We start from the raw sequence: 11,496 nt of genomic DNA on the forward strand, positions 1-11,496 counted from the left end.
CTCACGGCTTAGCCTGTCGACCGCGCGGTGAAAGGTCGGCTCGATGGTGATGTCGTCGACCGCGAGATTGACGCGGAGCGAGTAATGGTGTTGTCTTCGGGCCATCTCGCCGCTGCCAGCTCATCGTTTGACTTCCTCGCTAGAAGACGGCTATGGGATTGGAAGCGCTCGATGTGACGCCCTTCATTCGCCACGGCAGAGCCGCGAAGAAGAAGTCCCAACGGTTCTCCTCCGCGCAGGCCTCCGCCAGTTCGGTGAGGTTCACGTTGTCGATCAGCCACAGGCCGAGGGCGACGAGGGCCACCGTGTGAATCGGCCGAATGAAGTCCACGCCGAATCCCGATGGCTGGACGTCCTGAACGCCATCGTTACCAAGTATGGACACGTCACGCTCCCGCAGAAATGGCAGGCAACTGGCGTGTAGACCTGCCTGACGCGCCGAAATACCCTCCCCGTCAGGACCTTCGCTCAATATCGCCGCCGCATTCCCGGTATGCACCATTAGGGCATCGCCGGCACGGACGGTGACGCCCTGGCGTTGCTCAGCGGCTCGTAGTTCGTCCGGCGTGACCGCGTGGCCGCGCTCGAGCCAGGCGACGCCATACAGGGCGGCAATGTCCAATAACACCCCTCGCGTGATAAAGCCGTGCTCCGCCTGATCCATCGACAGCGATCGCGCACCATGCAGTGAATTAGTATCGCTTTTCGCGAAGCCGTTGTAGTTCTTACCGTCCCAGGAATAGTGTGCGAGACCGTCGATATGGGTGTTGGAACCATGTGCAGCGATCCCCACATACTCGGTGACGGCTTCGTATCGCATCTCGCGACCGAGGTGGTCGGTAACCTCGTTTAGGGTCATAAAGCGCTGCACCAGTGCGAAACCCGAGTCCAACGGATCCGGGTCGAGTGGGTCGATCGGGCGAGATAACGAAATGGCCCGGCCGGTCCGGATAATGGAGGCTGCTGCAACTCTGACCTCGTCGGTGATGAGATTGAGGGTGCCGATCCGGTCATCGTCGCCCCACCGCCCCCAGTTGGATAAGGATGTCAGGTATGCCTCAATTCCTGCCGTTGTCAGCACAGTTTCTTCGGTAGTCGTTCGCGGGTCAGCCATTTGAACCCTCCTCTTGTCGACTTTTCAGACGAGCCGGCGGGGCCTATCACACGAGTCGTGGCGTAGGCCCATTCGCTGCTACACCCTCAGCCTTCTGCAAACGTCGTGAGTTGTCGTTATCCGCCGGAACAACGTCGATGCCGGAAGCTAGTACTCAAGAACAACTTTGGTAGGCTTTCATTGCCGGAGGACGCTAACACGCGCCCATCCGACCACCTGAACTTTCACCCCGGTTGACCGGTGAAGCCGCGAAATCACTTGCTGTCATTCACTATTGCATTCCGACGCAAACGTCATACCGACGAAGTACCCGTCGGTTTGTTAGCGGTCACACACCAACGGCGGCTCCGCCCCGGAACAGACGGGCATCACCGAGCCGCTGACCACCGTCGATCGCGATGGTCTCACCCGTCATCCAACTCGCTGCATCTGAGGCGATGAACGCGATGGCCGCGCCGATATCCTCGGGTGAGCCGATCCGGTTGAGCGGGGTGGATGCGGCTACCTCTAGTTCGTTTTCCCTCCACAGTGCCTCGGCCAGTTTGGTCCGCACCACGCCCGGCGCGACCGCGTTCACCCTGATCTTGGGCGACAGCTCGAGCGCCATCTGCTTGGTGATGTGGATCAGGGCCGCTTTAGATGTGTTGTACAACCCCAGGTTCGGTTCGCATCCCATGCCACCGATGGACGCGGTGTTGACTACGACGCCCCCGTGCTCGGCCATCCAGGCGCGCGCTGCCACAGATGTCCACAGGATCGGCGCCCAGAGGTTCACGTCGAACGTCTTGGCGAACCGGGCGTGATCTTGGTCGATGATCGAGCCGTACGCAGGATTGGTTCCGGCGTTGTTTATCAGGATGTCGACACTGCCGAACCGCTCCAGGGTGATGGAGATGCAGCGCCGCGTTGCCTCCTCGTCGACGGCGTGCGCCGCGACGCCCACCGCGGACCCGTTCACCTGTATGGCCGCGGCATCCGCGGACTCCTGGGAACGAGACGTCAGCACAACATTGCCGCCGGCTGCTGCGATAGCTTGCGCTGCGGCCAACCCGATACCGCGCGAAGCGCCGGTGACGATCGCGGTCCGGCCGGTCAAGTCCAGTCCGGGGTTCGCAGGAAGTTCACCTCGTGGTGTCATTTCAGGCCACACTCACCTTTCTTCGCCGTCGCGGGCATGCCGGAGGATCAGCGCAACGGAGGGCCCCACTGGACCTGTTCGCGCAGCAGGGTTTTGAGCAGTTTGCCCGTGGCGGTGCGGGGCAGTGCCTCGTTGACCACCACGGCATACTGGGGGACCTTGAACTGGGCGAGGTGCCCGTGGCAGTGCCCGATAACGGCCGCCAGATCCACCTGTGCACCACCGGTGTAGAGGACGGCGCCAACCTTCTCCCCCATCACGTCATCTGGGACGGCGAGGACGGCGGCATCAGCGACGCCAGGCGCTGCCAGTAGCACAGCTTCGACCTCCACGCTTGAGACGTTCTCCCCGCCGCGGATGATGATGTCTTTGACCCGGTCGATGATGTGGACGCGACCCGCGTCGTCGACACGCACAATGTCACCGGTGTACATCCAGCCGTCGATGATCGTGTCGGCGGTGGCTTCTGGGCGATCCCAGTACCGGTTGGCGACATTGGCTCCGCGGGCCACCAGTTCGCCGACGCGCGAGTCGTCGGCGATCGGAACGATGCCTAAGTCGACGGCCGGGACAGCGTAGCCAACCGAGTCGGCGTGCTCGACCACATCGCTGTCAGGCAATACGGTCATCAACGATGCCGTCTCTGTCATGCCGTAGCCGTTGATCAGAGTCGCGGCGGGGAAAGCCTCCTTCAGCGCATGCACCAACGAGGGGGCAATCGGTGCACCACCATAGGCCAACCACCGGACGCTGGAAACGTCAGCGCCCGGAAAGTCCTTGTTCCGCAACAACAACGAGTACACAGCCGGTACGGAGACCAGGAATGTGATCCGCTCGACCGACAGCAGACTGGCCAATGTGGGGAGGTCGAGCGCAGGCATGATCACCGAGCTGCCGCCGACGTACAAGGCAGTCAGCAGCTGCGAATTACAGCCGGTCACGTGAAACAGCGGCACGCAGATCAGAGTGCGCAGTTCCTCGCCCGCATCGTGCGGCACCCCGAGACAGCGGATCATGTTCTCCGCGTTGGTAAGAAATGCTCTATGCGTGGTGGGCACACCCTTCGGATGCCCGGTCGTGCCCGATGTGTAGAAGAGTGCGGCCACGTCGTCGGCGCCGAGGCCCTCCTCGACGTACGAGTCGCCGTCCGGCAGCGCGCCATCGGCCGTGAGGTCCACCCGCACCCCGGCGTCGGTCAGGACGAATTCGACCTCCGGCGGCGCCGACCGAGTGTTGACCGCCACCGCGATCCCGCCGGCCATCACTGTCCCCAAAAACGCTAGCACCCAATTCATTCCGGCCGGATAGCGCACCGCGACCCGATCACCACGTCGCAGTCCAGCGGCTCGAAGTCCCCCGGCGACCCGCGCGGCACCGTCCCACAGCTGTCGGTAGGACAATCGATCGCCGCCGACTTCGGCCACTGCCTCGCTGTCGGGTCGGCTTTCTAGGTTTGTCCGCAAGACATCGAGCAACGTCGGCGGCAGGTCGTCAAAGAATGGGATGCCGTTCCCGTCCCGCGATATCCCCGCACGTGGAAAAGGGTTGTCAATGCGTGGAATCTCTACGATCATTCCGCTCATTTCGTCACCTCGAAGTGCTCGGCTGGGCTAGAGCGTGTGCCACCGCTCTATAGGCGTGGCGGTTGCACATCATCCCCAGATGACTACCGGAGACCTCGACACAGGTGGCGTAGTCGGCGACGCACGACGTCCAGCGCACGACTCCATCGGTGCGCGAGAAAATCGAGGTCATCCGGACTTGGTCCGGAACAGCCATGCCGAAGGCCTGGGACGGTGCGCAGGCGCAACCGGCCGTGAGGCAACCGAGGGCAGCTCGCTGCGAATCGCCAGTGTGCAGTACGGTTTGCGCGGTGGCGGCCGCCCAGTGGCACAGCGCCGACACATCCAGGGGATCTTCGAGTCCGGTGCCCATGAGCACCGCATGTGACACCAGGTTTGGATGCCGTGCAGCCAATGAGCGCGCGTAATGGCCGCCGCGACTGTGCCCGATGATCGCCACCCGCCGTCCGCTGACCTCGTGCGCGCCGACGAGCCGGTCGACCATGCGCCGGTCGAAGGTGGCGAAACACCCGGAGTTGAACCAGATCCCGCAGTGGATCGGGCGATAGCCGATACGCCGCAGGAACAGCGCGAGCAACCACAACGAACTGTCGCCAGCCAGAAAACCCGGTAGCAGAAGGACACTGCGGCCGTCCCCGTGCGGCACGCCACACCCGCGCATCACCGGGTCGGCTAGCAGACGGGCAAGTTCGCCGTACCAACGTAATTCGAGCAACGGATGTCCGAACTCGCCTCCCGTCCCGGAGGGGACGATCGGCGGAGGCTCCGGCAGCGAGTCGGTCGGGTCGATCTGGGGATTACTCATGCGAGCATCGCACGGACGTAGTCACCGGGCGCGTCGGCAAGGACCGGCGTACTCACCGAACCCAGGGTCGCGGTTGCCGAACGGGTTGTCGGGGTGCGTTCCTCGATCCACTGATTCCAGTGCTCCCACCAGCTGCCTGGGTTGTCCGTCGACTCAGCCAGCCACTGCTCGGGATCGAGCGTTGACGAAGTGCCAGTGCGGTAGCGGGCCTTCGGATTGCCGGGCGGGCTCGCGACAGCGACCGCGTGCCCACCGCGAGCCAGCACGAATGTCGTCAATCCACCGAGCAGGGCGCGGGTGCGGTAACAGTCAGGCCAGGGCGAGATGTGGTCGGTCGATGCGCCCAATATGTAGGTGTCCACCGTGACGTTGCGTAGGTCGATCGCCTGGCCGAGTACTCGCACCGTCCCCGCAGCGAAAGCGTTGTCCAGCACCATCTCGAGGAGATCCGCACCCAGCTGCAACGCCAGGTTGGTTTGGTCCGCGGCCCAATACAGCAACGGCTCAGCCGGCGGTTGCTGACCGAGCAGATAATCGTTCACGACGTTGGCCCAGATCCCGTCGTTGGGCCGAAGCCAGGCGAAGGTTACAGCGCTGTTCTTGCCGTCGAAGAACCCGTCTTTGGTGGCGCGCGCGATCGCTCGCTTCGCCACCTTTCGATCGATCAGCGCGCCCTGCGGCCCGCCCCGCTCGAAGTCGACAACGGTGATCGCCAGCGTCAGTGTCGCTAACCGCTCCTGCCGCCCGGTGGCCGCCAAATAGCCGGCCACGGCTACAGCGAGTTGTCCACCCCCACACAGTCCGAGCAAGTGGGCGCGGTCGCCGCCGGTGATCGCATCGATCGCATCCAGTGAGTCAAGAATGCTCGAGACGTACTCACCAAGACCGGCATCGATGTGCCGTTGATCCGGGTTGACCCACGAGATCACGAAAACCTGACGCCCACAAGCGAGTTCGGCGGCGATGACCGATCTGTGCGGACTCAGGTCGAGTAAGTAGTACTTGTTGACCGGCGAGGCGACAAACAGCACCGGAGTCTCGTCGACGGTCTCAGCCGTCGCCGCATACTGGATCAGCTCGAACAGCTCGCTGCGACAGACGACCTTCCCCGGGGTGGCGGCGATGTTTTCACCGATTGAGAACGCCGTGGTATCGACCGTCGCCGGAAGTCGCGGAGGCGTACCCATGTCGATGACAAACTGATGTAGACCGCGCAGCCAGCTCCGTCCGCCCGTGTCGATCGCGCGCTGCCACGACAGCGGATGCAGAACCGGGTTGTTGGTCGGCGCCGCAGCAGCCAACAGATTGTCGGCCAATAGTTTGACGCGTTCCTTGGTACGCCAGTCCACCTCGGCATCAGCCACGACGCGCTCGACCGCTTGACAGGATGCGAGATACCCAAGGGCGATCCGGCGGAGCAACGGGTTGGTACGCCATGCTGGATCGGCGAAGCGTCGATCGCGCGAAGTGCGCTCGCCGTCACTGCCCAGCACGATCGGGACCAGCTGACGCACGAGGTCGATGACCGGCGTGAGCGCCGGACCCGGGTGCTGCACCAAAGCTGCAGCCATCGTGCGCAATTCGTGACCGGGTATGTGATCGCTGACCGTTCGGAACGCCGCCGAGGCCAGCACCAGTTCAAAGCCGCCGGGTGCGCCCTGTTGCGAGATTGCGTCGATGTCGGAGCGCACGTGTTCTGGCATTTGGCTATCGCCTTGCAGAGGTTTTCGACGTCGAGCCTTGTTTCAGGGCCGAAGCGGTTGCTGCACGATCCTGCTCACCAACGCCCATTGCAACCCCCTCATGTCGGGACATTGGGACAATATGTCTCATTATGGCACATATTATCGAACTGTCCCATGCACTTGGGCGCGAAAATCTCATAGTCTGCTTGGATATGGGCATAGCTAGCTCGTCGCCCCAACCCCCTAACGCGCGGCTTGGCGCGACTCTGACCCGCCAGGCCGTCATCGATGCGGCAACGCGGCAGTACCTGGCCGGCCAATCGTTGGACATGTCCGCCCTGGCCGCAGAGCTTGGCATCGGCCGCTCCACGCTGTACCGGATCGTGGGCAATCGTGAAGACCTACTCGGCACCCTGCTCGCCCAAGCGACTGAGCGCACATTCCGCGGGGCAACCACAGGCACCAGTGCAGGAGGCGGTTTGGAATACGTGGTCGAGGTGCTGGACCGGTTCATGCACGCGGTCACCGGCGCCCGGCCCCTGCGGATGCTGTCTGAACGCGAGCCCTTGCTGTTCATGCGGCTCGTTTTATTGCCGGGCCAAGTCGAGCAGACCGCGGGACGACTGATCGGTGACTTGCTGGCCACTGAAGTCGCCGCCGGGCGGCTCGAACTACCGTTACCGCCCGCCGTGTGTGGCGACGCAATCGTTCGGATGTGCGATCCACACGTCTATGCCCATGTGCTTGGCCGTGGCGAACCCGAGATTGACGCCGCCCTGGAACTGATCGCGGCGCTGCTCGGCCCCGGGCATTAACCTCCCGGGACATTGGAGAGCCATCCTGTGCCATTACTTCAATCTCATTTGGTCATCGCTACCGAACATCGCGGCAGCCTCCTCCACACTTGACGACTACTACGGTCGCCCCGCGGGCGTGGGTGACACCATTGGCCAGCGGCCTATCTTGAAGGCCAAAGTGGCCTAGGGCTAAGGCCGCTGAAATTAATCAGCGAGGTGTCGGCGCTTCGCGACTTGGCTCAGCTCGACGCGGGAGCTGACCCCGAGCTTGGCGAACGTATTGCGCAGATGGGCTCTCACGGTATGAGGCGAGACTTGCAGTTGCTGTGCCACAGAACGATTGGTAGCACCTCGCGCAATCAGGTTGACCACCTTGAGCTCGGAGTCGGTGAGACTGTCCCAGCCCGTTTTTGCCCGCGGTTGGCTGACGATGCGACGTTCCACACCTAACCGGCGCAACTCGCGGCCTACCCGGCGCGCATCCGCGAGCGCTTCAGAGTGCAGGTACGTTTCGAATGCCACACTGAGCTGGTCCAGCGCCTCGTCACCACGATCGGTGCGTGCAAGTTCACCGCCGGCATCCTCGGCGGCCGCGGCGTAAAGAAGCGGGCGCGACGAGGACTGAAGCAATTCGGCCGCAGCCACCAGTGTTTGGGCATCACATTCGAGGATCCCGCGGACATACACCGCCACCCCCGTGAACAACGGGATCGCTGGTTGGTCGCGCTCGAGCAGGTCAGCGGCCTGCAGAACACGCGCGCGCAGACCGGCATCGCCGGCGGCCGAGGCAACCCGCGCACTGAGGATCACCCGATCTAAGACCTCGGGCCACAGTGGTGACCCGAACAGCGTGATGTCGCCGCCCAGCCAGCGCATCGAGTCGTCGACGTCGCCGCGGTGCCACGCGGCCAGCCCCAGCACCTGCGCCGTTCCCCGGCGTATCACAGCTGAGCCACTGGAGTAGGCATCGCGCGCGTCATTAACCATCTGCTGCAACAAGTTTCGGTCATCGGTGCGCACCGCCACGTCGGCCAGAATCACCATACGCATCATGTTCAGCTCGCCAGCGCCTGTCCGCGCCGGCGTCGGCACGGATTCGGCCGCGGCGCGTGCAGCAGACAACCGGCCCGCAGTTAAGTGGACAATCCCGTCAATCGTGGCCCAGAGATCAAGGGCCATCGCGTTGCCTTCCCGGCGGGCTTGCGCTGTCCCCTCGGCGATCTGGGCCCCAGCGTCATCCGATCGGCCGACCACGGCCAGCAGGAGCGGGTAGTGCATCGCGGCCAAGTGAGAAGCTGCCGTCGCATCACTCGTGCGAGCGAGCACCCAAAGCTCCTCGAGACCGCGGAGGGCGCGGCCCGCGTACCCGTCGCCGGCGTCGAGCACGGCGACGGTCAGGTTGGCCAAGATCGTGGCCTCGAGATCGCCGGTCGATGCCGCGGCCGCGGCAGCCTCGTCGGCCGCCGCGCGCCGTTCCCCATGTTGGTCGTGCAACGTCAGGGTGTAGGCCAGCCAGCCCAGATGCCGGGCCCGGGTCACCTCGCTGATGTCGAGCAGCCGCAGCGCTCGACGATTCTCCTCCACGCGCCGCTGCGTAGTCTGCTTGGTGACCGTCGCCAGACTCAGACGAATCTCGGCCTCCTCTTGCGGCGACGCCACCTTCGATAGCTCCGCGACGGCCAACTCTTCGGCTTCCTCATAGCGGCTGGCCCGGTTGAGCAGCGCCACGGTTTCGGCGACCAGTGGCCCGTGGTCAGCGTCATCGGCGGCCAACAGCTCCAACGCGCGCTTGCTCAACTCGGCGGCCGCACTCGCGTCACTGTGGCCAACTGATTGAGCGGCCTGCCGCAGCGCGGTGATCGCCTCCCTGTCGCCTGGCTCGGCGCTGCGCGCTAGTTGGGTGGCCACCTCGGCGGGGACCGCGCCCATACCCAGCATGATCGACGCCGACTGGCGCTCCATGGCGCGCCGCAGCGACTGCGGCAACGACTGTCGGGTGGCCTCGCGCAACAAGTCGTGCCGAAACCTCAACTGATCCTCGTCTTCGACGAGCAGATCGGCGCCCACCGCCTCATCGACAGCCGACATCAACGACGCCGGCTGGCGTTCTAGCATCGCGGCCAGCAGACCAGCTGAGAACCGGTCGGGCAACACTGCGGCCACCCGCACCACCTCACCAGCACCGCTGGACAGGTGGCCTAGCCGTTGTTTCATATCTTCGGCCAGACGTCGCGGCAACGCGTGTCCGGTGGCCACCGCGCGGCCGCCGCTCACGCTGAGCCGGCCCTCCTCGCCTAGACCCCCGAGCATCTCGCTGACGAGGAAGGGATTGCCGTGCGCCTTGGCGGCGAGATTCAGTAGCGACTCATCGGCGTTCGCGTTTACGGCGTCGGAGACCATGTGGGCGACCGCGCCCGGCGACATCGGGGCCACTCGCACAAATGCGGCATCCGCACGTTGCAGCGCCGACAACGTCTCCTGCAGCACCGGACCGCCAGCACCAGTGCGGGCGGCCAGCACCCACAGCACCGCCGCTTCCGGCCGCGCGTTGGCCAGCGACCGCAGCGCCAACAGCGTGCCGTTATCTGCCCAGTGGATGTCGTCCAGCACAATCGCCAGTGGGGTTTGCGCCGCCGCCGCGAAAATCGCGTCGGCCAGATCGTGCACCACCCAGTAGCCCAGGTCGGCCGAGTTGCCCAGTCGGCGCAACGCGTCGGCGTCTCCGACTGGGGGATCGGCGCGCAGCGTCGCCGTGAACAGCGAGAAAAACGGCACCGTCTGCTGATACTCGAAAGCCTCACCGAACAGGGTGCGCACCCCACCCTTGTCGGCCAGCGCCATCACTTCGGTGAGTAGCCGACTCTTTCCGATGCCCGGCGGGCCCTCGATGACCAGCACACCCCGATGCCCCCGCATCAGCGCCGTCACCAACCCGCCAATCACCTTCAACTCGCCCGCCCGACCCCGAATCGGCGGAGTCACGGGCCGCTGGCCACCGACGTCAAATAGGCCAGATGGAGGCCGCACAGAGTGGTCCTGTCTACCGTTACTGGACTGGCACTGCAAAACACCTGATTCTAGGCATCAGGTGAGCCGACCGTTGTCGGGATGGACAACGCGACGATGAGTTCGAGGACCGTCTGGGGGTCGTTGAGGCGTTCGCCGTAGAGCTCGCGGAGTTGGGCCATTCGATATCGCACGGTTTGGGCGTGGACGAAGAGATCGGCGGCCACAGCATCGCGTTGGCCTTGGTGGAGTAGCCACGATCGCAGTGTTTCCGCAAGCCGTTCGGCGGTATTGGGACGTAACTGTTCGAGCGGTGCGAGCACTTGGCGACGGAGATCGTCAGCGGCTTCGCGGTCAGCGCCGAGCACGAGTGAGACGAGATGGGTGTCGGTGTCGATCGTGCCGATCTCGTCTCCGGCGAGATGGAGTTCGCGCGCTTGCAGGACGCGATGATAGGACGACTGTGCCTGCGTCCAGGGGCGGGAAGGACCGACCACTGCCCGGCGATCGTGGAGTTCTTTCAGTAACCGGGAACGGTTGGGGCCGTGCATGTCTGGGATGAGCAGCACGACAACAGACTCGGCGGATTCGATACCGGGCAGATCGCCACTGAGTTGCAATGTGGACTGCCCGAATCGGGACACCACGCCCAGCGTCTGGGCCGATGGAAGTAGTACCGCGGTGAGGGTGTCCGGTGGACGCCACTCGGCGCGCTCGGCACTTGCCCGCAGTATCTCGGTAGGCACCCCGGTGAGTAGGTCGTGCCCGAGGCGGTCAAGATGACGCCGTCGTTCTCGATCCGAGGAGGCCAGTTCATCGCCATGCCCGGAAACGCTTGCCGCGGAGAGCTCATCGATGAATGCGAACACCAATTCGGCGAACCGAGCGATCATCAGTGGTGGCATTCCCCGATCGACGGCGGTTTCCGATAGTTCACGCCACGCCACCCGCGCGCCGACGCGATAGGCAGATAGCAGCGCGTCGATGGAACGCCCTTGACGTGCCTCGCCGCGCCCGAGTTCGTAGGCGCCTTCGAGCGCAGGGGACAACGTCGGGCCGGGATCGGAGTCGTGTGGACGGGCAGCCAATTGGAGGAAGGCGCCAAGCGCCATCTTGACCGCACCTTCGATCCGCCGGCCCATCCGTCCGCTGAAGGCGTCCGCGTAACTGGGCACCTCGACGGTGACGGCGGCCACAGTGTGTTCGGCGACAGCGGGCAGAACGCCCTGCAAAGCGGCGACGACCAGGTCATTCAGCACTAAGCCGCTGACCTGTCGGCCGTCGGTCTCCGCAGCTTCGTCCATCAAATCTATTCTTTCCGAACAAATCTCTTGTTGCATTTCACCCTGACTGGCCAAGAGTTTATAC

8 protein-coding genes are annotated in these 11,496 nt (G+C 64.2%); 1 reads left to right on the plus strand and 7 read right to left on the minus strand.

What is annotated here, in order from left to right; genetic code table 11:
- Positions 1-139: 139 nt before the first annotated feature.
- From ACTXG5_RS25765 to ACTXG5_RS25785, 5 genes are all read right to left on the minus strand, one after another.
- Positions 140-1,114: a cyclase family protein gene (locus tag ACTXG5_RS25765; RefSeq protein WP_445161476.1), complete on the minus strand. Its 975-nt coding sequence runs from the start codon at positions 1,112-1,114 to the stop codon at positions 140-142.
- 328 nt (positions 1,115-1,442) lie between these two features.
- Complete coding sequence (locus ACTXG5_RS25770) at positions 1,443-2,252, minus strand: SDR family oxidoreductase (RefSeq protein ID WP_445161477.1); 810 nt, start codon at positions 2,250-2,252, stop codon at positions 1,443-1,445.
- 47 nt (positions 2,253-2,299) lie between these two features.
- Positions 2,300-3,826, minus strand: a complete 1,527-nt coding sequence (locus tag ACTXG5_RS25775; protein WP_445164596.1) for a class I adenylate-forming enzyme family protein — start codon at positions 3,824-3,826, stop codon at positions 2,300-2,302.
- A 13-nt stretch (positions 3,827-3,839) separates the two neighbouring features.
- Positions 3,840-4,640, minus strand: coding sequence for an esterase/lipase family protein (locus ACTXG5_RS25780; protein ID WP_445161478.1), 801 nt, complete (start codon positions 4,638-4,640; stop codon positions 3,840-3,842).
- Entirely contained in the window at positions 4,637-6,343 is a 1,707-nt protein-coding gene (locus tag ACTXG5_RS25785) for a PHA/PHB synthase family protein (RefSeq protein WP_445161479.1), read from the minus strand. Before ACTXG5_RS25785 ends, ACTXG5_RS25780 begins: the two co-directional genes overlap by 4 nt.
- A gap of 194 nt (positions 6,344-6,537) precedes the next feature.
- Between ACTXG5_RS25785 and ACTXG5_RS25790 the strand changes: the two genes are divergently transcribed.
- A complete protein-coding gene (locus ACTXG5_RS25790; RefSeq protein ID WP_445161480.1) occupies positions 6,538-7,140 on the plus strand; it encodes a QsdR family transcriptional regulator in 603 nt (200 codons plus the stop codon).
- A 186-nt stretch (positions 7,141-7,326) separates the two neighbouring features.
- On the opposite strand, the gene ACTXG5_RS25795 is transcribed toward ACTXG5_RS25790, so the two are convergent.
- Complete coding sequence (locus tag ACTXG5_RS25795) at positions 7,327-10,104, minus strand: ATP-binding protein (RefSeq protein ID WP_445161481.1); 2,778 nt, start codon at positions 10,102-10,104, stop codon at positions 7,327-7,329.
- A 95-nt stretch (positions 10,105-10,199) separates the two neighbouring features.
- On the minus strand, positions 10,200-11,432 hold the full coding sequence (locus tag ACTXG5_RS25800; RefSeq protein WP_445161482.1) for a PucR family transcriptional regulator: 1,233 nt from the start codon (positions 11,430-11,432) through the stop codon (positions 10,200-10,202).
- Between the last annotated feature and the right edge of the window lie 64 nt (positions 11,433-11,496).

Source organism: Mycobacterium sp. Dal123C01 (assembly GCF_052566995.1).

What these genes read in the sequence shown, in the direction of transcription:
- ACTXG5_RS25785 (WP_445161479.1), bottom strand. Translation starts at nt 6,343, where the DNA reads ATGCCAGAACACGTGCGCTCCGACATCGACGCAATCTCGCAACAGGGC.
- ACTXG5_RS25765 (WP_445161476.1), bottom strand. Translation starts at nt 1,114, where the DNA reads ATGGCTGACCCGCGAACGACTACCGAAGAAACTGTGCTGACAACGGCA.
- ACTXG5_RS25790 (WP_445161480.1), top strand. Translation starts at nt 6,538, where the DNA reads ATGGGCATAGCTAGCTCGTCGCCCCAACCCCCTAACGCGCGGCTTGGC.
- ACTXG5_RS25800 (WP_445161482.1), bottom strand. Translation starts at nt 11,432, where the DNA reads ATGGACGAAGCTGCGGAGACCGACGGCCGACAGGTCAGCGGCTTAGTG.
- ACTXG5_RS25770 (WP_445161477.1), bottom strand. Translation starts at nt 2,252, where the DNA reads ATGACACCACGAGGTGAACTTCCTGCGAACCCCGGACTGGACTTGACC.
- ACTXG5_RS25775 (WP_445164596.1), bottom strand. Translation starts at nt 3,826, where the DNA reads ATGATCGTAGAGATTCCACGCATTGACAACCCTTTTCCACGTGCGGGG.
- ACTXG5_RS25780 (WP_445161478.1), bottom strand. Translation starts at nt 4,640, where the DNA reads ATGAGTAATCCCCAGATCGACCCGACCGACTCGCTGCCGGAGCCTCCG.